Genomic DNA, 26,450 nt, shown 5'->3' on the forward strand with positions numbered 1-26,450 from the left:
CACTAAACATTCTTACCAAAATAACCTACGAATTTACGAGTAAGGAGCTAGTTTCGTTCATGATAACTCGGCGCTAAACGCCTGCGGGGTCTCATCGAGGCCTTTATTCCCGCAGGAGTCTTCGTGTATTTCCTCCGCTGGTAACCATAAAATTTTTGTAATTGAAAAGGTAACCGAACTATCTTGTTTTAAAATCAAGTTATAGTTCGGTTTTTATTTGCATCGATATTCCTCTGTCCCAGCCTCTTTCATTTATTAGAAAAACGTGGGTGAAAAGCGTAATTTATTTTTTTGATGGGAATACTTTCATCATGATGGCAATGAATTACAGACTAGATAGCTTGCCACAAATAAAAAATCATCACGGATGTGTCCTCGATCGATTATTGCACTTTTAGCATGAGTATTTTGGATAGAATACACCATCTAACCTAATTTTTATTACATGTATAACAATTCTTTTAATCTTCTACAAACTATCTCTACATTTACTTCTGAAGTGTCTATCATAATATCAGAGCTTTTTTCTAATAATGGCAAAACATATTTATAGCCCTCAATTATTTCAGCCATTTCTTCAGCACTTTTCCCATAACTGTTAGTAGTTCTTTTCGTTACTCTTTCCAACATTACATCGAGTTCTGCTTTTAATAAAACAACATGCTTAAAGTGGCGATAAAATTTACTTTGGTTGGAATAGCAACCAGAAATAAATAAGTGGGATTGTTTACTCCTCTTTATTAAGTTGATTATTTTCTCTTCATCCCACACTCTTTCAGTTGTAGCACCATTTTTTATTGCTCGTACGTAGTTATAATCCGTATCAACTACATGATACCCTTCCCTACCTAATTGCTCCAAAACTGTAGATTTACCTACTCCAGATAAGCCTGTAATAAAAATAATAGCCATTTGGACAGCTCCTTTTAAATTCATACTGAAAGGGATTGGACAAAGTAATAGAGATTAAATAAAAAACCGAACTATCTTTGATTTAACTCATGATAGTTCGGTTAATAATTCTGTCTCAAATTGTTGTTCTCACAGGATTGGACTGTCATATATTCATATTTTATGTTTTTAGCGAAGGAAATACACGGAGACTCCTACCATGGAAATTATGAATCTAACTTATACATGCATCGTATAGACAACTACCACTAGCATCATTTCCATTCTCTGTGGTGTATTTTTGGTATACATGATTGACTGCGGGAGCAAAGGCCTCGATGAGACCCCGCAGTCAGAAAAGCGAAGGCGACCGATCAGCGGCGTACGAACGGGAGCCAATCCTGTACTGAGATAAAGGAAACACGGCGAGGGCCCACAGGATGTGGGTCACGTCGACGTTGTGACGTACAGGATGTACTAATGCAGGCGAAGCGACAGGACGTCGCAGCTTGAGCCTGCACAGGACGTGCCGCTTTTAGTCGACGTTCCTCTTGCCGATGTTGACTTATCGTAGGGAAAGGATTGGATCGTTCGCTAGCCGCTAGGAGCCTAAGCTAGACAGGCGTTTAGCGCCGAGGAGGCTCATTAGCCTTGTCTAGTTGTAGGCGCTATCGGCTCGAGGTCAAATAACCTGAGACATGAAAGGCAAAGAGCGCCTTTCTTTGTCTCAGAACATTTGCTTGTCGCGGGCCCGCACGAGGCGGGGCAGGAAGGCGTTGCAACAGGATGTTGCGAAATTAGCCTTCCTTCAAGTCCCAAGCGCCTTTCACTTTTCTAAGCCCGCGGAAAGCGTAGTGTATTTCCGTATCTGTATAGCTACACAAAATAATTGTTCGTATAATGGTTCAATCTCATTCACTTTTTATTATTCTGGTATACGATTTTTCCCACGCTTCCAAGCGATATACATAAAGAGAATAAATGATCCAAAAACCGCAAACAACGCAATAATAAACCACACATTAATACCGCTTTTATCGGTTAGTTTATAAATTTCCATTCCTTCACGATCAATAAATATTTTATATTCCCCATTATCACTTCGAACTAAATCCGTACCTAACAAACCACGTAATTCTTTTTCATCCTCTAAATCACTAGCTGGGATAATAAAATTCTGATCTACATCTGTATTATTAATTACTACTACGACTGTATCAGATTCATACTGACGCTTAAAAGCAATTAGCCCATTATCTTCATGCAATATATCCATTGAACCTCTAGTTAATGCTGGTTGTTCTTGTCTAACCTTCCCTAAATCAGTGATAAAGTCAATTAACTCCTCATCTGTTCTGAAGTTCATTAATGGTATATTTTCCGGTGCCTCTCCACCATTGACTGCAATTTCGGTAGCATAGAAAATGACTGGGACAGATGGTTGTGTATATAAATATGTCAATGCTAATTTCCAAGAAGATCCCGGAAAAGCCCCACTCTCTACCATGTCCCGAGTAAATCTAGTTGTATCCTTATTGTCAAAGAACACCTCTTGAATCCCAGATAAATCACTATTTTCCTTTGTTAACTCCAATAATGATTGAGCAGATTTGTTTGTATTCGAAAATGCATCTCTTAAAGGTTGTACTAATGAAATTGTAGAAACACCATCGAATCCTGCACTGTAAAGTGCTTTCATATCTGTATCACTTAACACTTTATCTTGCGCTGATACATAAAAGTTTTCATTTTCTTGCTTCATGATTTCAATAAATTGTTTCCAAAATTCAATCGATCTTGATTTTACATTCGGTATTTTATACCCATCAATTTCTGTATTTTCAACCCACCATTTTGCAGCATCCTGTATATCCGTATTTGAATAATTAGGAAGAACAGGAAACTCTAAAATTATTTTTATTCCTTTATCGTGTGCTGCTTTAACTAATTTGTTAAATTCTTTCATTGTACCAAAGTGTTGTTCTGGACTGTAATAATCAGTAATCCATTGTCCATGATATCCACCATCTTCATTTTCAAAGATTGATGATAATTGTATAACTGTAAATCCCATGTCTCTTAAATAGTCTAATCGCTTTTCAATACCGGCAAAATCGCCACCATTATAACTATTTATGTCTTTCATATTCACTTCGAAATCATTCTCACTATTACCATTATAAAATCGATCGACGATGAGCGAATAAATAATTTCGTCTTCCCATTTTCGGTCCTCTACTTCATCTGCTTGAACCGTTACTGTAGTGAAGATAAGTGAAAAGAGTAACAATATACTAAATGTTTTTTTCAACAAGGTGAAAAACCCCCGAATGTGTACTACATTTAAAGCGTAGTTTAATATACTTTCATGTTTTGATGCCAACTATAAAATTGATCTGGTTGCATTGGCTTTTCTACATAGTAGCCTTGGACAAAATCACAACCGATTTTCGTTAATAAGGTTAATTGATCCTTTGTCTCTACACCTTCTGCAACAATGTTTAACCCTAGTCCATGTCCCATTGTCATAATGGCATTCACTATTGCAAAATCTGGAGAATCCATTCTAAAGCATTGAATAAAAGAACGATCAATTTTCAAATGATGAATCGGTAAATTCTTCAAATAACTTAATGAAGAATACCCTGTACCAAAATCATCGATTGATATATTTACTCCTAATTCTCCTAGCTTTCTCATCATTTCAATTGTATCTGAGGCATATTTTAGCATAGCGCTTTCTGTTAATTCTAAGTACAAGTATCTTGCCTCTAAACCTGAATATTCAAGTGCGGATTTCACTTCATCAATAAAGCGGTTATTTTGAAGTTGGTGGGCAGATACATTTACAGAAACACATAAATGTGGCATCCCATCATTTTGCCATTCCTTAATTTGTTTGCATGCTTTTTTTAATACCCAGTATCCAATTTCATGAATCATGCCTGTTTCTTCCGCTATAGGAATGAACGTCGTTGGCGGAATCAACCCTAGCTCTGGATGATTCCATCTTAGAAGTGCTTCACATGTACTTAATTCTCTTGATTGTGTATTAATAATTGGCTGATATGCGATAAATAGCTCATCTTTTTCTAATGCTTTACGCAGACTACCTTCTATTTCTAACCTTCTTACCGTCTCTTTATTCATGTCTTCTGTATAGAATATTAAGCTATTTCCACCTTGCTGCTTCACATAATTCAATGCAAGATCTGCATTTTTCATTAATTCCATCGTATTATGACCATCATTTGGAAATTGACTAATACCAATACTTCCTGTAACGAAAAACTCTTGATTATCGTATAAAAAAGGCTTTTGAATAGATTTCAATAATGCTTTGCCAATTTCTGTTGTATCTAGAATCGGATTTTTTTCAGGTAGAATAATAGAAAACTTGTCGCCACTAAATCTACCTAAAACTGCATTTTTCGGTATTTCAGCGGATATGCGCTTAGCTAATTCTTTTAAAACCATATCTCCTGCTCGGTGACCAAGCATATCATTAATCGATTTAAATCGATCCACATCCATAAACATAACATGAAATTTCGCATTGATTTTTTTAGCCTTTACGACACATCTCTCTAATATTTCATTAAATCTCATCCGATTAGGTAAACCGGTATCTTGGTCAAAATAAGCAAATCTTTCCATTTTCTGTTCCATTACTTTTTGCTTCGTTATATTTCTACCAAACACAAACATTTCCACCACTTCATCTTTTAACAAGATTGGAACAAGGTGAAATAAATAATGTTCAATATTGCCAGATTTATTCTTTACATCTATTTCAAATTCCACCGTTTTCCCACGTAATGCTCGAAAAAAGTGTCTTCTAATCGGAACATTATTATTAGGTAGAAAATATTCTACTGATTTCCCTTTTACATCATCAATATTCATGCCAAAAGCTGTTGAAAAAGCATCGTTTATACTTGTAAAACGCCCCTCTATATCTGTTGTAAAAGCTACTTCCGGAAATTTTTGATAAATGGATGTATAGTAATCATTTGTTGCGTTCAATACGGTAGAAACTTTTCCATACTCATTATTCACATGTGAAAAAAGTCTAGCAAATTCATCCGTATTAGGAGTAATTAATGAATGTTTGTAATCATTTTCAGGTTTTTCAACATTAAAAACAGTAAATCTAATAGATACTTTAGATAACGGATTATTGCTCAAATCTTCTTCTATGTTTTTTTCGCTAATTACAGCATGTGGTAATGATTTTAGTAGTATTTCAATACAAGATGCGGAATCTATTACATTATCACCTGGTTTCGTCACTTCAATAAACAATGATTTATAATTAGCGAGGTTTTGTTTATGTATGAAATTAAGTAAACCATTCTCATCTTCAAATAAATGGTCATACGATGTAACCAAGTTACTTTCACCACCAATTAGATTTTCGACAAAATACTTTAAATTACAACATATTTTCATTTTAAAGAAGAATAGCAAATAAGTCATCTAAAATCTATATAAAAAGTAATGAATATTATATTTCTTCATCAAAAAAAACCGCAAAATGCGGTTCTTTTTTGTCTTACTTATCAAGCAAACCAATTCCATCCAATAGGTAATCTTGCCCCTAAATAGAATGTGACAATAAAAGCAATAATCAAAATAGCCCAGAAAATCCCCGTCTTTTTATTAAGGTTTGTACGAACTAGCACCATCTCCATCATCGCTATGATGACTATTCCTCCAAGAAACTTAAAACCATATAAGGCAGGATCAAAATCACTGTGTCTTGCAAAAAGCGTTACACCTGTAGCAATAATTAATAGATAGAACACTCTTAAAATCATTTGCACTATTTTAGTCGCTTTTTTATTTCCACTCTTAAGCAAGAATAATGCAATGACAAATAAAATTATTGCTATTGCCCAAGTCGTAATATGTGCATCTGTGCGATCAAACACGTAGTTTCCTCCTATTCATGTACGAAAGTTATTTTATCTAGATTTACCTAATAGTACCATAATTACCATCATATCTATAGAAATACATCACTATTTCACAATATTGTTTAATCTACCGATATTTTCAATAGTAATCTCTATTTCATCTCCACTTTTCAGGAATCGCGGTGGATTAAAACCTTTTCCAACTCCAGCAGGTGTACCAGTCGCAATGATATCACCAGGTTCCAATGTCATTCCTTGAGATAGCACGGATATAACCTCTTCTATTGGAAAAATAAAATGCTCTGTATTCGATTTTTGACGGATTTCACCATTAACCTTTGTTTCAATTTGTAACTGATTCGGATTTTGGATACTATCTTTATGGACAATCCACGGTCCAATTGGACAAGAAGTATCTAGGCTTTTACCGATAAAAAACTGTTGATGACGTTGCTGTAAATCACGTGCAGTAATATCGTTAAGAATTGTATAGCCAAATACATGCTCTAAAGCATCTTCCTGCTTAATTCCCTTACCTGCTTTCCCAATTATGACTGCTAATTCACCTTCATAATCCAGTTCAGAAGTAATATCCGCATGTGCATCAATTATTGCATCATGACCAGTCACAGAAGTTGGTGCTTTCGTAAAAACCATTACATGCTCTGGAATAGAAGCTTCTCCACCCATTTCTATTGCATGATCACGATAGTTTTTACCAACACACATGATATTTTTTTGTGGCTTAGGTATAGGAGATAACCATTGAATTTCTGTTAATGGGATAGAATATTTGTGAGAAGCTTGAGCCTCTCCCCACTCTATCAAACGAGAAATAGATTGTATAAATGATTCTCCTTCTTTAATACCTTCTAAGAGAGATGCAGGACAATCTATCGCACTGTCTAAAGATAATTGTTCTATATCCCAGACATTCTGGTGCTCTTCATTTAATACACCTAACTTTTCTTTGCCGTTTGAATTAAAAGTAATAAATTTCATTTTTCCTCTACCCCTTTGATTTTAGTACGTCCATAGGTTAATAGACGCCACACCTTTTCTACAGGTCCCTGTTTGAATTTCCACAACCAAATTTCAGCTAAGATTACTTGAATAATAAAAATGGTTATTGCGAGTAATGTCCCTGTCTGCATGGACATTTCTCCATAAAGCCCCAATCCATATTGGTAGAAAATGAAAGTCCCTACAATTGACTGCGTTAAATAAATAGTTATCGACATTCTTCCAGCAGATGCTAACGGCTTCAATATTTGCACAACATACTTATTTGTCATTAGTAGAACAACAATTGCTATGTAAGCAAAACTTAATATAGGTCCACCCAACATATCTTGTACATATTGTAAACTCATAGAAGGTTCTATATAAAATGGAAGCATTTTTATTAACAACCCTATTGGTAAGGTAATAACTAAAAGGATTGTCCAACCTTTTCTTTGTTTATTTGCTTTCTCCAGCCATTGCTTTTTAGCAGCACCTGCACCTATCATCATTAATGGCAATATCATAATCAAATAAACAATGAATCCACCGATGTTATTGTTAACAGACCAATCTATGAATCTCTGTTGTGTTATTTCCCAAAATGTTCCGGTTGCATATGTAGTCTCTGCTTGTTGAAGTGCTACTATATCTGTAAAATCACCAAGTGCCGAGACGTCAATCATGCTAATTATGACTAACATTCCACTTAAAAATAGCTGAGGTATTATGTATACAACTGCCCCAATCGTCATTAACATGGTACCTGATAGCTTCATAAGCAATAGCAATACAAGACCCATGATGGCGTATGTAATCAAAATATCCCCATGCCATACGAAGAAAGCATGTAAAATGCCAATGACTAGAAGAACAATAAGTCTCCTGATACTAATTTTATAAAAGGAAATACCTTTTAATGCACTCCTTTTTTGCATGATAACCATCCCGTAACCGAACATCATTGCAAATATTGGATAGAAACTAGCTTGTACAAAAATATCCAGCCAAGTAAATACAGCAAGATCCCCATATTTCCACCATTCATAAGGATTGTAATATCCAAATGGTGAGTGAAAACTAATCATATTGATTACTAATATACCTAATAATGATAATCCCCTTAAAACATCTAGAGATTGAATACGATTGGATATACCAACCTGCTCTATGTTCCCCTTCATCCATCATGTCTCCCCTATATGTATTCATACTCCATTACATTTTACCTTCTAGGCAATTTAATCACAAATTCTTTTTATCTTCATAGAATACATTGAAAATCAATATATACAAAGGATGTGAACGGCAATGCCCGGTTTTGTTGGAGCCGTTCAAATAATAAGTATAGGTTCTTCAGGTGTTTTCAATGTAGGTGATGTGCTCCAAATTCATCCTGTTTCTAATTTAAAAACATTTGCAGGAGCCGGATCGTTCATCACTGGTGATGAAATTAAAGTAACAAACGAGTATTCGTCTGTAAATGTATATGATCAAGATGATATGGATCAAGGAATACTGTTTACATTATAGAAATTCCTCTTGAAATGAGGTGACGAAATTTGAACATCCATGTTCAACAAACCATTCAGATTCATATGATTAAAATAAGTGGAATTACGAATTCGTCGGTTTTTCAAATCGGAACATCCGGTATCATCACTCCAGTATCGAATTTATATAATACTGGGGATTTCGAGGAACCTGCACCAGAAGCAGTACATTTAACAGAATTAGAACAATCACCACTACAAAGTATCGTACCTCTGTAAATACTCTTCTCAAAAAGGAGGATGGTGAAAATTCAGTATTATATTCAACAACTATTTAATCATGTTCAACGACAGCAAGAGGAAATCGCGAAGCTTCAAGCAGCTGTTGAGGAATTAACAGCTGAAATAAAGAGATTAAAAGAAACTCCTGCTATTACTGTAGAGAGGCTTGAATATAAATTTGACCAATTAAAAGTCGAACAATTAGAAGGTACTTTAAATATTGGATTAAATCCATCTGACTTAAGCAAGCATATTGAGGATCTCGCAATCCCTAATCAAACCTCATATGACAGGCTAAATGAAAAAGCACAGTTTCATCATCCGTTATTAAATGAGATTAGGAGTTATGTAGATACACATGTAAATGATATTATTCAAAAAATAGAATCTGAAACAGGGAGGAATATAGATCCTTCCTACCATGAGATTATTAGAAAGGATATCCATAAACAATTACCAAATAGAATTGAACACTACTTACAGTATTTTTCGAAACAAAATAGGGATATACCACAGGAAGAACTCTCAAAAATGACGTATGATACGATTATAGCTGACATAAATAAAGGAATTCATGCTTTTATTTCCCAGTTACCTAAAATGAATGAGGAGGAAGGATAATATGGAGCTACATGTAGTCAATCACGAATTAAGTGTTGGTAATATTGAAGTGGGTGGTGTGACAACTTCCTCCTTATTTTTGATAGGTGATGCAGATTGTATTAACCTTTCTTCTGCTTTCGATACGCCACCTGAATCGTTAATCATCGGACCAATTGTTCCGCTAGCTCAGGAAGGTTAATATGTGGAAACGTAATTCTTTCGTTGACCATATTCATGTATACGGACTGCTATCAAGTTCAATTCTTCAAATTGGTGATTCACAAAGGGTCCATTCCGAAAGCAATGCATTAGCCGTACAAAGAGAAAAGGAACTATTTTATGGGAATGAAGGAGATTTAAACCAATTACCTTTATTTTCTAAACCACTAATAGAAGCAAGACCTTTAATACACCCCCCGCAGATTATGAAATACCACGTTTTACCAAACATTAATGTTAGAAACATCAAGATCAAAGGTATTTCTGCATCAGCAGTAGTTCAAGTTGGAAATACAGCAACAGCAAATTTGCAATCAAAAGTCATGCATATTCGTCAACTTACCAATGATAGATCAGGTGATACAAGAAAGGATGGATGATATGCCTTCCATAGTTGGTCCTGTACAAATCCTTAATGTTGAAGGTGGAGTAGTTCATTTTGGCGATACAGCAATTATCTCTCCAAAGACAGCCTCTAAATCAACAAGTGGGTCTGGAACAGGAAGTACAGGTGCATTAGTATCTGTCATAAATGGTGTAAGTGCCAATGCAACCGTTGATTCGAATTTAATCGATCAGCCTACCGTTGGCAATAACTAATAGGCTGTTCTCTCATTGTTCTATATGTCAGAACCTTGAGAAGAACAGCCTATTTTTACATTTTAATAAAATCACTACTATCGAAGAAATATAAATACTTTTCTTCAACAGTTTTACCTAAGATTTGTTCTAAAGCACGAGTATAAAAAGCAATTTGAATTTCATAGCGTTTCTTTAAAATAGGCTTTGCTTCGGAAAAACCTCCTGGAAATTTCCCATGAATGACATCCGTTTTGTAATCAATGAGCGTGATTCCACTCTCATCTTCCATTACACAATCAATAATACCTTGAACAAGCACATTTTCATCTAATCCATCCCAATTCGAATAAATTTCACGTGCAGGTATCCCAATTGTAAATGGCACTTCTCGTTGTACGGATTGCGCAGTAATAATTCGTTTTCCAAGATCTGTTTCAAAAAACTGAACTATTTGATCTACTGTTATTGCATCAGCTTGTTCATTTGTTAATATTTCTTTTTCGACTAACTCTGCCATTAGTTGTTTAACGGATTCAATAGTTGGCTGCCTTTCCATGGATATATGTTGCATGACGGTGTGCATTGCCGTTCCACGTTCAGCCGGAGACAGCTCTCCTTTATCACTCATAAACTTTGGTCGATTGAAGAGGAAACTTTTATTAGACTTTATTAACTGAGTACTACTTGCTTCATCTCGTTGTTCTGCCATTCTTTTTAGCTCTGTAACAGACTGTTTTGACATTCTTTTTGTCGCAAGTGGATGTGAGTAATTCCAATTAAGCCTCTCGTAAATCGTATCTTTATAATCCGTTTCAACAGCTACTGGTTTCCCCTCTCGAACAGCTTCAAACCACTCTGTTGTATCTTTCTCTTGTTCCATCTTATCTAATAACTGTAGTTTGGATATTATTTTTATATCCCATCTTGAAGGGTGATTGCTTATTTCATGATCACTATTTTCTACATCAGCTTTTCGAATATTTTCTGCATCACGATGCCTTACAAGTGATACGCCTATCCAATCTAAATATGTGTTAGCCTTGATTCTATCGTATTCTGGAAGGAGCCATGTATCATGTTGAGTTGCTCTCATCCAACGTTCCATGCTCTTCTCGACATTCGCCACAGTCCCAATTAAGTATAATTTTTCTTTCGCTCTCGTTAATGCAACATATAATATGCGCATTTCTTCTGCGATTAACTCGACTCGCTCTTTGCGCTTGAAAGCAAGTTCAGGTAGTGACGGATAAGATATACGTTTTACTGGATCAATATACTTACTAGCAAAACCAAATTCCTTATCAAATAGATAATTACTATTAATGTCCGTAAAGTTAAATTTACGAGCAATTCCACTAACAAAAACAACTGGAAACTCTAAGCCTTTGCTTGAGTGAATGGTCATCACCCGGACAACATCCTCTTGTTCTCCAATTGCCCTCGCTACCCCTAAGTCATTACCACGATCTCTCATGCGATCGATAAAACGTAGGAACCGGAAAAGCCCACGGAACGATGTTTCTTCATATTGTCTGGCCCGATCATATAATGAACGTAAATTAGCTTGCCTTTGTTTACCACTTGGAAGACCACCAACGAATTCATAAAAGCCCGTATCTCGATATAGTTGCCAAATAAGGTCTGATAACGCTCCACTCCTCGCCATTGTTCTCCAACCTTCTAGCTTCTCAAATAATTGAACGATATGTTCAAATGTTTGCTCGTAAGCTTTTGGTGGATCATTCTGTATGAACGCTTTTACGGCATCGTAATAACTCCCTTTTTTGGACTGTAAGCGGATATATGCAAGCTGTTCTTCCGTTAAGCCAACGATAGGTGATCTTAATACAGAAGCTAATGGAATATCTTGGTCAGGATTATCTATTACTCTTAATAGAGATAGCATGATTGCTACTTCTGTAGCTTCAAAATAACCAGTCGACATATTTGCATACACTGGTATTCCTGCATGTTTAAACTCTTCCATTATGTCAGGAACCCATGAAAGGGAACGTACTAAAATAACAATATCTTTATAGTTAATATTCCTTTTCGTTTTCGTTTTTAAATCATATATCTGAGCCTGCTGATCAATTAAACCTCTAATTTTTTGAGCCATACAGCGAGCTTCTAGCTTTGCCTTCTCCAACTCAACTCGATTTAGTCCGTCCTCTATGCTCTCCTCTTGCTCATCTGTAGAATCATCTGCTTGATCAATTAGTAATACTTCAATAGGAAATTCTTCTTCATCAGGGTAGCCTGATCCTTTTACAAGTTCAACATCTTCACTATAATCAATCCCTCCAACATTAGGCCCCATAATTTGTTTAAAGATGAAGTTTACGCCATCTAGGACCTCTTTGCGACTACGGAAGTTTCGTGAAAGATCAATTCTTAAGCCAGAGTTTTCACCTGTTTTTGTAAAGCGTAAATATTTACTTAGGAATAATTTTGGCTCCGCAAGACGAAAACGATATATGGATTGTTTAACATCGCCTACCATGAATAGGTTTCCATCATACTCTCCATCTGCAGATACGAGATACAATATTGTTTCTTGTACCATATTTGTATCTTGATACTCGTCAACGAGCACTTCTTTAAACAGTTTTTTATAACCTTTAGCAATTTCTGAAGGTGATATAACAGAATTTTCCCCTGATTTATCCATGAGAATTTGTAAACAGAGATGCTCTAAATCAGAAAAGTCAACTAAGCCTTTCTCCGCTTTCTTTTTCTCAAATTGGATGGAGAAAGTCTTTACAACCTCTACTAATTGGAAAATTACACCTTTCATCGCAGCAATATCTCGCAAATAAGTTTCAGGTCGGCGCGAAAAAAAGTCCTTCTTTAACTTATCCAATATCGCTTTTGCCGACTTTCTTACATTATCCGCTTCTTTTATTAGTTCAGCTATATATTCATCACCTTTACAAGTCTTCGCACGCGAAAAACTCCAATTATTCATTGCTTCGAAAAGGTTGTCCCATCCATTTGATGCAGCGTCTATAAGTCGATCAACTATTGCAATATCATCAATATAATTTTCTGCCCGTTTATCAGGCCCTCCAGGGATTCTAGTTAATTCTAAAGCTTGTTGTAACAACTGTTTTGCTCCGGCTAATTGCAGGAAGATATCATCCATAATTACTTGCATAAAAGGCAGTTCTTCTATATTCATATGTTCATTAACATCATACATATCGACTACATTGTTAAGCCATTTTACTGGTTCTGGATGCGAATGAGCAAAATCATATAGTTTTGTTATTAATGTTTGTAGAGCAATATCTGTTCGATCATTTGTAAATGTATCAACAAGCTGAAAAAACTCTATATTATCTTCTTTTCCATATTCCGTTTCAAAGAGTTCATCTAGAACTTCATCTCGTAATAAATCTGCTTCCGTCTGATCAGCAATTCGGAAACCGGGATCAATATCCACCATGTAATAGTGTTTACGGACAACTTCAAGGCAGAAAGAATGCAAAGTAGATATATGAGCACTATTAAGAAGGCCGAGTTGTTTTCGTAAATGACTAGAAGTTGGATTAGCATCTATTGCTTTCTCTAATGCCTCTCCAATACGGTGCTTCATTTCTGCAGCTGAGGCATTCGTAAATGTAACTACGAGAAGTTCATCCACATTTATTGGGTTTTCCTCCGCAATAATCTTCTGAATGATTCTCTCAACTAGTACTGCAGTTTTCCCTGATCCCGCGGCAGCTGCTACAAGAATATCCTGGTCTTTAGCCATAATTGCTTTCCACTGATCATCCGTCCATGTTACGTGTTCAGGTTTTACTGGAAGTGTAGTTTTCAATCGTTATCCCCCTCTTCACGAAGCTGAGCAAATATATCTGCAGAGCTTTGCCGGATAATAGGTCGATATTGGTTATTTTCAAAACTAGGATCGATTTGGCATACAGATTTAAATGCACAAAACTGACATGGAGTTCTATTACCTAATCGATATGGATTAATATCTACCGTCCCAGACATTATTTTTTCTCCGGATTTCTTATACATATTTCTTACATATTTCCTCAATACTTTAAACTCATCTGGATTGGCCGTATTCGCTTTTGACCTTGATGATAAGGAACCATCTTTATTAATACTTGCGTTAATGATATTGGAACTACCAGTTTCCAATGAATTATCCATTAACCGAATAATATTGGCGTCACTCAATAATAAGCCTTGCATTTTAAACTTTTTCAAAAGTTCATTCTCAATTTCATCAAGTGAAAGCATATTTTCACTATTAATCATCGGATTATGAACATGAAAATATAGTACCCCTGCAGGAGTAGCATCCATTCCAATTAACTGGGAAGAATGAGTAATAACAATATCTAAATACGTAAGCATTTGCAGTGCTAACCCGTGATATACCTCTGTTAAGTCGATAGCCCTATTACTAGATTTATAGTCAATTACTCTTAAGTAAACACCATTTTCATCTTCTGCTTTATCTACTCGATCAATTCTGCCTTGCAATTGCATTTTTGTACCATTGTTAAGCACAAAACTTAATGGTGGTAATTCGTTTCTAGGTCCAAATGCTAACTCTAAGCCGATTGGCGTAAAATCACTATTTTTTGCTTGGTTACTTAATGCAAAGGAAGCTCTACTAATAACTTGTTCTAATTTCCTCTTAATGTAATTATGTCGGTTAGAACTTAGTAATATTTGATTTAGCAATTTCGGTGCCAAGCTTTCGACAGCGCCTTTCGCTAAACTGTCACACTGCTCTTTTGTAAGCTTTGCCCATGATAATCCTTGTCGTGCAACTTCTTCTGCAATCCACTTTAGTGCACCATGGAAGAGTTCGCCGATATGTGGAGCCTCTAATCTATACATGTCTCTTTCGCGCAACTTCAAACCATACGATGAAAAGTGTGCAAAGGCACAACCATGAAAGTTCTCCATGCGCGATACACTCGCTAACATTTCTTCGCCGTATAGCTCCTTACTCGTCTCTTCCTTTAATCTTCTAGTTTCATTTTGATAATAAAGACTACTTAATACTCTTCTTGCTTTTAGTTTCTCATTCGGATGTTGCATATAAAAGTTATATACATCCCACCAAAAGTCAGCAATTGGATAATTTCGTTTTAATAATTGCAATTGTCCTGTCAAAAAAGCGATAGCTGTGTTTGGATGTGAAATATATTCCAGCTGCTCTTCAGTAGCTAATTCACTTGGTTCATTTACTACATTCGTTTCCTGCATATGCGGGAATAATTCTTTCAATCGTTTTATATAAGGAGACGGTAATAACGCCTTTCCTTCTTCATTTGCTAGTGGGAATGATACATACAATTTCTGTTCCGAAACTGTAAATGCTCGATATGCAATAAACTCCTCATCAAATAATTTCTTCTTTATGGTGGGTGCAATCGTTAAACCACTAGAAATCAATTCCGTTCGGTCATCTTCCGACAGCACTCCCTCCTCCGTTTTCTTTGCTGGCATTACTCCGTCATTAAGTCCAATAACGAACGCTGCCTTTATATTTGATACACGAGAAAGCTCAATATCAGCTATAAACACCTGATCAATCGCAGGAGGAATCAAGGAAAATTGTGATGCCTCAAGTCCTGCGTCAATAATTGCGATAGATTCCTCCATGGATAAGCGCGCTTCACCAAATATCTCAACAAACTGATCTAATAGCTCGATGACTGCATTCCATGCTTGCTCATGCTCACGAGCAGTTGTCAGGTCACCTTTCTCTTCTGCCACTTTACCCCGTTCAGCTAATTTTTCAGGAATATTCAATTCCTCTAAAGTTACATAGATTGCCTCACAAAGCTCGCGACCGTTTCGGGCATTTTTTAAGCGTTTTGCTAAAAATGAAATGGGTTCGACGATAATATTTCTAGATTCGTTTATTTCATCTTCTAATGCTTTCTCTGCATCAGTTTGCGGTAAGCTTTCTAGTTCAAATCCCTGAAAACGTCGATACGTCCAACTCGTTTTTTCCGTCCATCTATTCCCTTTTATTCCGTATGCTAATACATAATTTTCAAGTCGATCCATTTGGTCCCGCATTTGAGGAATATTCGAATGCAATGGAAATAACAGATCTGTTTTGACTGCTCTAAATACAGGCTCATAGCGCCAGTTACTATGAATTACTTCCAGCATACTTCGAATTAACTCAATTAACGGGTGATTTAACATTGGACGTTTACGATCGATAAAATATGGGATTTCATAATCGTAAAAAATGGTTTCAATTATATCCTGATAGTCTTGTCCATTCCTCATCAATACTGCAATATCTTGGTATCTGTAATTGTGATCCATTAAAAGCTTGCGAATTTCACGAGCTACTCCTTCTATTTCTGCTCGCCGATTTGCTGCTATTTTCAATTGAATAGCTGTAGTGTTATTAAAGGGTTTTACTGGTCTCTTTTCGAAATGACGTTCTAAATGCTGTAAACTATCGTCCTGAAAACGTGGAGTTTCAGCCAAATATACATCTTCTTCTATTTCAATATTTGTATTTCTTGCAAGTTCAAACAGGATGGAATAAGTTTCTCCTGTAATCCTGAATAAATGTAAATCCTCAGGTATTGTTCCATGTTTATAAGGACGATCAAGAGTTAATGCAACAGAAACTCGATGACAATGGCTCATTAATTTTTCGATTACTTGATATTCTTGTGGTGTAAAATCATGGAATCCATCTATATAAATTTCTGCATCACGTAAATAGTTTGACTTTTCAATTGCATTTGTAAGTAATGTTAAATAGTCATTCGAGTCTATATATTTTCCAACAAGCGCCTCTTCAAATTTTCCATAGATCAATTCTAAATCATGTATTTTATCAGCAAGTTCGCGTGTAGAGACGGAAAAAGCAAGCTCTTCTTGTTTCGTCTGAAGTTCATTTGGTGTAATACAATAATTTTTGAATTCTTTTAGCATACCTTCAACATGCTGAACAAATCCTGACTTATCTGCAGCTTTTCTAAACAAACGCAGGTCATCTTTATGATCCTCAATAATTTTTCTAATTAGCATATTTAATCCCGTACTTGAAATATGCTTTCTACTTGCACCGCCTGTTTCTTGCAGTACCCGCCATGCAAGACGTGTAAAACTGAATACTTGTGTTCGAATCATTCCTGTCAATCTTGGAAAATTAACGAGGCGATACTCTGATAAAAAAGTCATTTGATCAGGTACGATATATAAAATCGGACGACCACTAGGCCGTTGAATTAATTCTTCTTCTATTTCTCGTAAAAACTTAGTCGTTTTCCCCGTTCCAGAGCGACCAATAACGAAGCGAAGTGACATCTTCTCAACTCCTTATTCTGAAGTTACCATATCCATTTAAAGTAATACTATTATACCACACGAACACCGAACGTACATTCTCAAAAAAAAATAAAGGTTGCCTTTTCTATTCGAAAGGCAACCTTTATTCTCCTCTTGTATGTACTTTGTCCTGCATTTTTCCTTCTACTTGTTTTCCGACAAACCAAAGGATAACAATAATCACAAGTACTATTGCTGTCCTTAGCGGGTGTTTTATTAACGAAACAATATCATGTCCAATAAAACTTAAAGTAAAAATCATAACAGCTTTTCCTGCTAATACCGCCAACATATATTGATATATATTAATTTTAGACATCCCTGCCACGATATTAACAACTGCAGATGGTGTAAACGGAAAGCATAAAAGAATAAACAAAGGACCAAACCCATGTCGTTCTACCCAACTTGTTAAACTCTTTACTTTTTTACTTCGTCTTAAAAATTGAAATACACGTGCATCTCCATATCTTCTTACTAAAAGGAATACGAGTAATGCACCTACCGATGCGCCAATCCACGAAAATAGAAACCCCCACCCTAAACCAAATGCATTAGCACTTGCCATTACAAAAAGAAATAATGGTAAAAACGGTAAAAAGGCTTCTAACATTGGCAATAATAAACTCGGTAACGGACCTAATGCTCGGTATTGTTCAATTAATTCTACAAGTTTCTCCATCGTAAACCATTCTGTTATCGAATGAAAATCCATACACATTCCTCAATTCACACTAGAAAAAATCGTCGAAATTTCTTAAATTATACCACATTTCGTCAATTGGGCTATATTACAATCCTACCCTAAAATCAAACCCAACAACCGCACAAATTTGTTACAAAACCAGAAAAGCGGAAGCGACTTGATTAGCGACGTACAAATTTAAAGATTTCTGACGAGATAAAGGAAACACGATGAGCCTATAGGCGAATCGATGTTGACTTATCGTAGGAAGAAATCGTAAATTTGCTAGTCGCTAGTCGCTGTAGCTAGACAATCATAAAAGCGGAGGGCGCGCATAAAGGTGAAGGAAGGCTAAAAACGCAACATCCTGTTGCAACGCCTTCCTGACCCGCATCATGCGGGCCCGCGACAAGCAAATGTTCTGAGCCAAAGAAAGGTGCTCTTTGCCTTTCATTGGCTCAGGTTATTTGACCTCGAGCCGATCGCGCCTGCAGCTAGACAATGAAAAAAAGCAACTGATCAGCTGCCTAGGCTTACAGTTTGTAAGTCCCTTCAAATTTCCTCTTGAAAAATAACGCTCTATATGTGAGATACACATCCTCTAAGGCATTATCGTAGAAAGGAAGAATTAGTTAGGCACTAGTCTCCCATGCAAAACAACGAAAAACTAAAGGTCTTTTTACAGAATTTATTGTTCTAAAAATATTATATAGGGCACAATGTTAATTGTAGCGGAAGTAGCAAAAATCAACAGTCACGGAAGTCAAGTAATGACTAAATACTACTAGTTCCTGACTTTTAGAGCAGTCCCTTACATACAATCATACATATTGTAAAAACCAATCCCGAATATACTCTAACCGTTTAATTCGTAATGTTGGTTTACCACTTCTTGATAACTCATGGTTAGATTCAGGGAAACGAATAAACTTGGTTGTTTTTTTCCGTTGCTTTAAGGCAATAAACAATTGTTCCGCTTGTTCAATCGGACAACGAAAATCTTTCTCACCATGCAATATGAGGAGAGGAGTTTCTACTTTATCAACATATTTCAACGGGGAGTGGTTCCATAGTTTTTCAATATCTCCTAAATCAGCACCTATTTGCCAATCTGTAAAGTAATATCCTATATCACTTACCCCAGAAAAGCTGATCCAATTTGAAATAGAACGCTGAGTTACAGCTGCTTTAAAACGATTTGTTTGACCAACAATCCAATTCGTCATAAATCCTCCGTAACTCCCTCCTGTTACCCCAAGACGATTGTGGTCGATGAAATCAAAATTGGCTAAAACACTATCAACTGCTGCCATTAAATCCAGATAATCATTCCCACCATAATCACCGCGAACTGCATTTACAAACTGTTGACCATATCCATGACTTCCTCTTGGATTTACATACAAAACGGCAAACCCTTGAGCTGCCAGCACTTGAAATTCATGAAAATATGTATTAGCATACATAGCATGTGGACCACCATGAATCTCTAATATTAAAGGATATTTCTTTCCTTCTTCGAAATTAATTGGCTTCATGAACCAACCATCTACTTTCCAGTCTTCTGCCCCTTTTACTTCAATCGCTTCCGGCATTGCCAGTTGGCGAGTTTGCAGAAATTTCTCATTCACATATGTTAAACGTTCTTTTTTTCCAGTTGATAAATGAATTAAATACAAATCACCTGGTTCAGTTGGAGTACTTATTGCAACTACAGCTCTGTCATTTTTGGAATCTAAAGAGAAGCCGTAAACATATTGAGCATCATTTATTGCAGGATATATTTCCCCGGCAACATTTCCATAGTAAATTTCAGTATTTCCATGATCACTTACTTGAAAATAAAAACTTTGACTATCTTCTAGCCATTGAATAGAGGGTGCTTTTGTTCCCTGTAAGAAATCACCTACAACATAATCGCCAATTGGTGCGTCAAATTCATTTGTCATACATGTTAATATTTCGAGATGTAAATCATAAATGTATAACTTTGCATGCGTTGCATTTCTAAATTCTCTTTCACTTCCAATAAAACTAATATATTGACTATTTGGAGACCAAGTTGGTTGATTATACGCTCCATTTCCCTCAGTCAAATTTCGTTTTTCTTTCGTTTTTAGATTTAGCAAGTAAATATCACTAATGAAAGAAAAATCTTTGTCTTCTGTTTTATCAGCCGAATAGGCAATGTATTTACCATCTGGAGACCATGAACCTAATTGAAAGTGATGTTTTCCTTCTGTTATCTGTTCTAACGTCTCTGTTCTTAGATCTATCATTCCTATTTGTGTAAACTGATGTATGTCCAAAAATCCACTAGCATCTGTCTTATACTTCATGATATCTACTTCTAATGGAGTTATTTCTTGCTCTTTTTCCTTCTTTTCAGCGATATCATGTATCGTTTCATCTTTGCCAACTTTAACCGAAAAAACAATTTTATTACCACATGGAGACCAAACAGGATTGGATATACCATGCTTGCAATTTGTTAATTGTTTTGCTTCTCCACCTGTTTTCGATAATACATAAAGTTGTGGCTTCCCTGTTCTAGTAGATACGAATGCAATTTTACTTCCGTCTGGGGACCATGTTGGAGAACTAGTTTTTCCCTTTCCAAACGTCCATTGAATTGGTTGTTTCTCTTGAAGATGTATGTAATACATATTCGAAACATAATCGTTTTCCTTTTTGTCGATATGGGTTTGTATATAGACTAATTCCAAACCATTAGGTGATAGCTGTGGATCTACTATCGATTTTAAATCATATAAATCTTCTGGTTGTATTCCTTGTGTTATTGTCATGTTGTTCATCCTTTCTCCCTTACTAGTATATAGTATCCCATTTATCTAATCGCTTATTTTGCTTTTAAATCACACGAAAAATGTCATTATTTGTTGCTTGCAAATCACATATTTTATGGGTAAAATAGTACAGAACAAACGTTCTTGTTTATCTTCAGGTACCTTAGGAATTTCTTGTAAGGAGGGCTATTTATGACGAGGATTTCAACTTATGATCGAGACATCATTGAGCAAGCAATATACTTACCTATGCTAATTACCGTACTAAATCGTGACTTATCCGTAATCGAAAACAGTTCTTTGAAACTAAAAAAACCTTACCAAGAATTAATTATAGCAACGATAAAGACGGTTCAAAAAGAGCTTGCGGTAGTAAAACGGTACATGCAAAAAAATAATATTAAAGTCCAACGTCTTAAGTCAGATGATGCTTTTACAATGTATTTATTTCTTTATAAGGGGTATGAAGAACAACATAATTACTTCAATCCACGCTTACGTAATAGAGTCGAGGAACTTATGCTTTATTATTTTAATAGACAACAAAATCCAGAAACAAACACTCCGTTCCCTATTCAGCAACCTACTCTAAAAGAATTGAATCAGTTAAGACAGCACTAAAAAATGAAAAAGGAAGCGTGAAAAACACGCTCCCATTTTAGTTATTTGTATCATAGGTTTCATTATATTCAGATGCTTCTAAGTAAAGTAGCCTTGTCTTTGGATTACTTAAATATGACACCATCCTCTGCTTGTTTCGCTCGTATTTCACGCGAAGTTCGGCTGCACGTGAAATTTGACTTTTAAAAACATAATTTGAAACAGGAACCTCCATCGTTTCTTTATTTTGAAATTCAACAAGAGTCGTGCTCTTATCTTGTTTCCAATAATGTTCCACTTGGTCTGCAACAATCCATATACAATCTTGGTGAAAGGGAGATTTTGTTGGAAAGATATAAATAGAAGTGTGAGGATCAAGGAGGATTGGGGGCTTATGAGTGACATTAATCAATGCTTTTGTACCATTCCGACGACCATTAAAATCTGTGCCATTATAACTACAGCATCTATTAATAATTTTTATCGGTGACTCGGGAGTTAGCACATAACAATCATCTTCCACTACCCTTGTCCATAACTCGTTCTCCCTTATGTAAGGTATTAACATGTACGTGCTCGGGTTAATTTCATATTCTTCCACAAGGTATTTCTTTCTAACTTTCAAATCCATTTCTCCTTCCTAAAAACATAGTACATTTCAACTATACCACAAGACACAGAATAAATCATTGTTTTTTCGTAAAAATTTGAATAATTAAAATGTAAGAGCTTTCTTTTTGTTTGCAGGTCAGAAAATTGACACTCTTCTGTTGATATTTCTGCTGATTTTTTGTATAATTAAAAAAAGGTTTCAGAGGTGATCATCGATGGAAAAGAAGAAGTCTTATCAGGAACTACTGAAAGAGTATACGATGACACAGCAAAAAAATGAAACAAAAGCGATGGAATGGTATGTCGATTTTTTCTTGAACGGTTTATTACAACAAAGAAAAGAAAAACAACTCCGAGACGACATTGACCAGGCGCTGGATGAGAAAGATAAAGAAAGTTTTACAAGGTTAACGAATGAGCTTAAACGGTTACTAGGACGCTAAAATGAAAAAATCCCCTGTTTCCATTTGAAGGGGATTTTTTCATGTCTGTTTGTAACAATTATGATGCAGACTATCACTTATTCTCCATTATCCTCTTGTTTTAATTCATATTCCTCAATTAATTTAATTCGCTCCAGCATTGTTGGATGTCCATACCTAAATATCTTCACTAAATATGGAGGGTTTATTTGACTAAGCCCAGCCTTTGTTAAACTTTGAAAAGTCTGAACTCCAGCATCCTTATTTTGCGTCATTTCAATTGCATACGTATCAGCACGTACTTCTTGGTAACGCGATACCCAGTTCGTTAGCGGACTTACACTAAACAACAAAATGGAAGTAATTAGTAAGAAAACGGGTAATGAACTGATATTCGTCATTTTTTCTACTTTCCACGTTTGACCTCGCCTTGTAATCCAACGCTCCATTATTTTAGCAGTGATATATAGGCCGATTAAAGTTAAAAGTAAGTAGCCAGCTATTCCAATATAAATATGCTTTTCTACATAGTGTGCCATTTCGTGCGCCATGATAAATAATATTTCATCATCACTTAAGCGTTCCAGTGTCGTATCCCACAGTACAATTCGCGAATTGGAACCGACTCCTGTCACATATGCATTCATCGAATTTGTTTTACTAGACATATCTACTTCGTATACATGATCCGCTGGAATATTGGCTTTATCAGCAAACTCTAAGATTTTTGCTTCTAATTGCTTATCTTGCAATGGAGTAAATTCATTGTATAACGGGTCAATCAATACCGGTTGAATAAACATCATGAAGATGGAAAATGGGACAGATAAAATCCAGGCACCAAGCCACCATCGTTTTTTAAACTTCCTAATTAATGCATACAATACAGTAATGACAATGAACGAAATAGCAAATTCTATCCAGAAATCAATTAATTTATCCTTCATCCATAATGAAAATGTTTGTGTCGAGATATTGTAGGACTTCGACATCATAAAGGAAAGATAGCTTAGTGGGAACATGACTAAAAACGAAGCTAAAGATAACCAGAATAAATAAATGGCGGTAGTAACAATTGAAATTTTTGTGGTTTTTTTAGCCCAGTCTTCAAACTTAGCAGATATACCAAAAATTAAGATTAAGTAGTAGAATAACCATTCATATGGTGTTGCAAGAAAAAATAATAAGTTACGAAATTTGGAGTATTCTTCACTCAACATGATCTCTTTAGCATCTAGAAATGTTGTTGGATCAGCACTCGTTCCTTTTAATGCATCTGGAATGGAACTATCAGCAAGAAAATATAAATACGCATACATGAAAACACCAAATAATACATAGGCAATGATCGCCCTAAGAGCCCACTTTTTTATCAATCACCCATCCCCTCCTTGTCCACCTTATATTATATGTAGAAAAAAAATACGGAAATAGAACAAAGAGCCTCAATAAAAATCACGATTAATGAGTATTAATCGTGATTTTTATGAAGTTGGTTATTCTGATAATGTTTTCACGCATAACGTGACTGCTCGCTTTAAATCTTCATGTGACCAACTAGGAACTTTCCCATGCTCAATTGCGAGTGCATGGGATGCAGGGATATGGATAAAACCTGCTGGTATTGTTAGTTTATTCGTTGCGGCATAATGTAAGGCGGTATACATAACATGATTGCACAAGTAGGTACCTGCAGTATTAGAAATTTCAGCAGGTAATCCAGCGGAAATCAACGAATCGACCATTTTTCGTATAGGTAGGGTAGACATATAAGCAGCCTCTCCATTTGCCTCAATCGGCTCATCCATTCGAATATTCCCTTTGTTATCCTTTTCCCCATCATTAATATTAATTGCTATTCTTTCAGGAGTTACTTTAAACCTTCCCCCAGCAAGTCCAAGTGAAATAATAGCATCAGGTTTTACTTCCGTTATTAGTTCAAGCAATTCTACTCCTGCCTTTTCAAAATCAACGGGAAGCACTTTAGAGTAAATTTTATAATCCCCGATTACTATACCATCTAACTCTTTTACAATTTGCTCTGTTGGATTAATAGAGAATGTAAGAAATGGTTCGAACCCTGTTAGCAGTAATGTTTTCATTTAGTTTCACTCCTACTTGATTTCAATCAGTTATAAGAGAAAAAGATGGAGTGTTGTTTGCTACTCCATCTTTCTCATACACTAATAAATCAATTCAATAATTTCATCCTTCGTTACATTTCCAAAGTAGTGTTGAATGTTGACATCTTCTAAAGCTTTTGCAATTGCAGATCTTTCATATTGAACACCTGTCAACTTATTTTCAATTTCATCGATATCCCCTACCCCGAAGAAATCACCGAAGATTTTACAGTTCGTTATGATACCTTTATTCACATCCAGACGGAATTCAATTTGACCAACAGGGAAGCGATGAGAAAATTGCAAGTTAAATTTAGGTGATTTCCCATAATTCCAATCCCAATTTTGATAGCGTTCTTTAGAAATTTCGTGGATTTTCTCCCAATCCTTTTCGGTTAATTTATATTCCGGAATCGGATCTACACCCTCAAAAATGTTGCGCAACAATAATTGACGAAATTCTTCTACCGTCATTTTCTCATCCATAAACTCAGAAATATTGGCTACACGGCTACGAATTGACTTGATTCCTTTTGAAGCAATTTTATCTTTACGAACTTTTAATGCAGACACAACATTTTCAATTTCAGAATCAAACATCAATGTACCATGACTAAACATTCTACCTCTAGTTGAAAACTGTGCATTACCAGATATTTTCCGCTCCCCAACTAGAATGTCATTTCGACCTTTCATTTCTGCATCTACACCAATATTTTTCAAAGCATTGACTACAGGTTGAGTGAATTTTTTAAAATTCAAGAAGCTGTCGCCATCATCCTTTGTAATAAAACTAAAATTCAAGTTTCCTAAATCGTGATATACAGCACCACCACCGGACAATCGACGTACAACATGTATTCCATTCTTCTCTACATAATCAGTATTAATTTCTTCAATTGTGTTTTGGTTTTTTCCAATAATAATAGAAGGCTCATTTATATAAAATAATAAGTAGGATTCGTTAATATCCAAATGTTTAAGTGCATATTCTTCTATAGCTAAATTAATACGTGGATCTGTAATACCTTGATTATCGATAAATAACATTATACTGTTCCTCCATTTTCTATACGACTATTTCCAACCCTTGTGAAGCAAGGATAACTTGTCTATTAAAATTTTCTTTTGCTTCCGTAACTAATTGTTGCAGTTCACCAAAATGCGGTAAATGGGTAAGAATTAACGTCTCGACGTTAGCCTGTTTTGCTAATGAGCCAGCTTCTTCACTCGTCATATGACCAGCAGCTGCACCATCCATCCCTTTATAAAAGTTGGATTCACAAAGTAGCATATCCGCTCCCTCTGCAAACTCCACAAGTTCGTCAAAATAAGCAGTGTCTGCTGTATAGATTAACGTTTTTCCATCAACGGAAATCTTCATCGCATAACAAGCTACAGGATGTTTTGTTTCCAGTACTTCTATTTTAAATGGTCCAACTTCTATTTTTTGTTCTGGAATATAGGCAATCCCTTTTGAAATATCTTTATATGTTAAGGACTGAAAGCTGTTCACATCTTTGACATGACCATAAATGGGGAGTGTTTTCTCATAACCATTTACATATTTACTTATTAATAAGGCATGATGTAGGACACCAATATCTGCAATATGGTCTGGGTGATAATGGGATATGATCACTGCATCTAAATCATCTGGAGATATGTAGTTTTGTAACTGTGATAATACAGCACTACCACAATCAATTAATAAATGAAAACCATTGTGTTCTAGTAAGTATCCCGAACTTGCCTCTCCTGCTTTCGGAAAGCCTCCCCAATGGCCAATGACTGTTAATTTCACTTGCAACACTTCGCTTTCTACAAGAGTTTTCCTCCACCATTACTATACTGTATTTTACCCATTTTTTC

General features: G+C 35.6%; 23 protein-coding genes. 8 read left to right on the forward strand and 15 right to left on the reverse strand.

Annotated features, from left to right (window positions below; translation table 11 throughout):
- Positions 1–441 precede the first annotated feature (441 nt).
- From ACFPM4_RS07980 to ACFPM4_RS08005, 6 genes are all read right to left on the reverse strand, one after another.
- Positions 442–912 (reverse strand): AAA family ATPase, encoded by a 471-nt coding sequence (locus ACFPM4_RS07980; RefSeq protein ID WP_382349913.1) that lies wholly within the window; start codon positions 910–912, stop codon positions 442–444.
- 904 nt (positions 913–1,816) lie between these two features.
- On the reverse strand, positions 1,817–3,205 hold the full coding sequence (locus ACFPM4_RS07985; protein WP_382349916.1) for an alpha-amylase family glycosyl hydrolase: 1,389 nt from the start codon (positions 3,203–3,205) through the stop codon (positions 1,817–1,819).
- Positions 3,206–3,246: 41 nt separating this feature from the next.
- Positions 3,247–5,370, reverse strand: coding sequence for a sensor domain-containing protein (locus tag ACFPM4_RS07990; RefSeq protein WP_144924357.1), 2,124 nt, complete (start codon positions 5,368–5,370; stop codon positions 3,247–3,249).
- Positions 5,371–5,453: 83 nt separating this feature from the next.
- On the reverse strand, positions 5,454–5,825 hold the full coding sequence (locus ACFPM4_RS07995; RefSeq protein WP_382349920.1) for a YisL family protein: 372 nt from the start codon (positions 5,823–5,825) through the stop codon (positions 5,454–5,456).
- 90 nt (positions 5,826–5,915) lie between these two features.
- Positions 5,916–6,812 (reverse strand): fumarylacetoacetate hydrolase family protein, encoded by an 897-nt coding sequence (locus tag ACFPM4_RS08000; protein ID WP_144924351.1) that lies wholly within the window; start codon positions 6,810–6,812, stop codon positions 5,916–5,918.
- A complete protein-coding gene (locus tag ACFPM4_RS08005; RefSeq protein ID WP_144924348.1) occupies positions 6,809–7,996 on the reverse strand; it encodes a DUF418 domain-containing protein in 1,188 nt (395 codons plus the stop codon). The genes ACFPM4_RS08000 and ACFPM4_RS08005 overlap by 4 nt, the downstream gene beginning before the upstream one ends.
- Positions 7,997–8,123: 127 nt before the next feature.
- Between ACFPM4_RS08005 and ACFPM4_RS08010 the strand changes: the two genes are divergently transcribed.
- Genes ACFPM4_RS08010 through ACFPM4_RS08035 form a run of 6 tightly spaced genes read left to right on the forward strand, consistent with a single transcriptional unit; the run spans position 8,124 to position 10,009 of the window.
- The gene (locus ACFPM4_RS08010) at positions 8,124–8,345 is read left to right on the forward strand and encodes a spore germination protein (protein ID WP_144924345.1); all 222 of its coding nucleotides are present in this window, start codon (positions 8,124–8,126) and stop codon (positions 8,343–8,345) included.
- A 29-nt stretch (positions 8,346–8,374) separates the two neighbouring features.
- The gene (locus tag ACFPM4_RS08015; protein ID WP_144924342.1) at positions 8,375–8,584 is read left to right on the forward strand and encodes a spore germination protein GerPB; all 210 of its coding nucleotides are present in this window, start codon (positions 8,375–8,377) and stop codon (positions 8,582–8,584) included.
- Between the two features lie 21 nt (positions 8,585–8,605).
- On the forward strand, positions 8,606–9,208 hold the full coding sequence (gene gerPC / locus ACFPM4_RS08020; protein ID WP_382349925.1) for a spore germination protein GerPC: 603 nt from the start codon (positions 8,606–8,608) through the stop codon (positions 9,206–9,208).
- 1 nt (position 9,209) lies between these two features.
- Positions 9,210–9,389, forward strand: a complete 180-nt coding sequence (locus ACFPM4_RS08025) for a spore gernimation protein GerPD (protein WP_144924336.1) — start codon at positions 9,210–9,212, stop codon at positions 9,387–9,389.
- A gap of 1 nt (position 9,390) precedes the next feature.
- Positions 9,391–9,789: a spore germination protein GerPE gene (locus ACFPM4_RS08030; protein WP_382349929.1), complete on the forward strand. Its 399-nt coding sequence runs from the start codon at positions 9,391–9,393 to the stop codon at positions 9,787–9,789.
- Position 9,790: 1 nt separating this feature from the next.
- Entirely contained in the window at positions 9,791–10,009 is a 219-nt protein-coding gene (locus tag ACFPM4_RS08035) for a spore germination protein (protein WP_144924330.1), read from the forward strand.
- A 55-nt stretch (positions 10,010–10,064) separates the two neighbouring features.
- Here the strand turns inward: ACFPM4_RS08035 and addA are convergent, their stop codons facing one another.
- The 4 genes from addA to ACFPM4_RS08055 all read right to left on the reverse strand — a co-directional run bounded on the left by addA (position 10,065) and on the right by ACFPM4_RS08055 (position 20,821).
- Complete coding sequence (gene addA / locus ACFPM4_RS08040; protein WP_382349932.1) at positions 10,065–13,814, reverse strand: helicase-exonuclease AddAB subunit AddA; 3,750 nt, start codon at positions 13,812–13,814, stop codon at positions 10,065–10,067.
- A complete protein-coding gene (addB, locus tag ACFPM4_RS08045; RefSeq protein WP_382349935.1) occupies positions 13,811–17,308 on the reverse strand; it encodes a helicase-exonuclease AddAB subunit AddB in 3,498 nt (1,165 codons plus the stop codon). Before addB ends, addA begins: the two co-directional genes overlap by 4 nt.
- Before the next feature lie 124 nt (positions 17,309–17,432).
- Positions 17,433–18,044: a TVP38/TMEM64 family protein gene (locus ACFPM4_RS08050; RefSeq protein WP_144924321.1), complete on the reverse strand. Its 612-nt coding sequence runs from the start codon at positions 18,042–18,044 to the stop codon at positions 17,433–17,435.
- 791 nt (positions 18,045–18,835) lie between these two features.
- Complete coding sequence (locus ACFPM4_RS08055) at positions 18,836–20,821, reverse strand: S9 family peptidase (protein ID WP_382349939.1); 1,986 nt, start codon at positions 20,819–20,821, stop codon at positions 18,836–18,838.
- A gap of 192 nt (positions 20,822–21,013) precedes the next feature.
- Between ACFPM4_RS08055 and ACFPM4_RS08060 the strand changes: the two genes are divergently transcribed.
- Positions 21,014–21,442, forward strand: coding sequence for a YhjD family protein (locus ACFPM4_RS08060; protein ID WP_382349942.1), 429 nt, complete (start codon positions 21,014–21,016; stop codon positions 21,440–21,442).
- 37 nt (positions 21,443–21,479) lie between these two features.
- Here the strand turns inward: ACFPM4_RS08060 and ACFPM4_RS08065 are convergent, their stop codons facing one another.
- Positions 21,480–22,046, reverse strand: a complete 567-nt coding sequence (locus ACFPM4_RS08065) for a competence protein ComK (RefSeq protein WP_186324757.1) — start codon at positions 22,044–22,046, stop codon at positions 21,480–21,482.
- Positions 22,047–22,248: 202 nt separating this feature from the next.
- Here ACFPM4_RS08065 and ACFPM4_RS08070 point away from each other — a divergent pair, with 202 nt between their 5' ends.
- On the forward strand, positions 22,249–22,476 hold the full coding sequence (locus ACFPM4_RS08070; RefSeq protein WP_382349946.1) for an IDEAL domain-containing protein: 228 nt from the start codon (positions 22,249–22,251) through the stop codon (positions 22,474–22,476).
- Between the two features lie 77 nt (positions 22,477–22,553).
- On the opposite strand, the gene ACFPM4_RS08075 is transcribed toward ACFPM4_RS08070, so the two are convergent.
- The 4 genes from ACFPM4_RS08075 to ACFPM4_RS08090 all read right to left on the reverse strand — a co-directional run bounded on the left by ACFPM4_RS08075 (position 22,554) and on the right by ACFPM4_RS08090 (position 26,382).
- Positions 22,554–23,831: a M48 family metallopeptidase gene (locus ACFPM4_RS08075; protein WP_382349949.1), complete on the reverse strand. Its 1,278-nt coding sequence runs from the start codon at positions 23,829–23,831 to the stop codon at positions 22,554–22,556.
- A gap of 120 nt (positions 23,832–23,951) precedes the next feature.
- Positions 23,952–24,557 carry a pyroglutamyl-peptidase I gene (pcp, locus tag ACFPM4_RS08080; RefSeq protein ID WP_382349952.1) on the reverse strand — a complete coding sequence of 202 codons (606 nt, stop codon included), beginning with the start codon at positions 24,555–24,557 and terminating at the stop codon, positions 23,952–23,954.
- 81 nt (positions 24,558–24,638) lie between these two features.
- Positions 24,639–25,628, reverse strand: a complete 990-nt coding sequence (locus ACFPM4_RS08085) for a lipoate--protein ligase (protein ID WP_144924303.1) — start codon at positions 25,626–25,628, stop codon at positions 24,639–24,641.
- Positions 25,629–25,647: 19 nt separating this feature from the next.
- A complete protein-coding gene (locus ACFPM4_RS08090) occupies positions 25,648–26,382 on the reverse strand; it encodes an MBL fold metallo-hydrolase (protein ID WP_382350390.1) in 735 nt (244 codons plus the stop codon).
- Positions 26,383–26,450: the final 68 nt, after the last annotated feature.

The sequence above is a fragment of the Lederbergia graminis genome, from assembly GCF_042655485.1.
Classification (GTDB): domain Bacteria; phylum Bacillota; class Bacilli; order Bacillales; family Bacillaceae_C; genus Lederbergia; species Lederbergia graminis.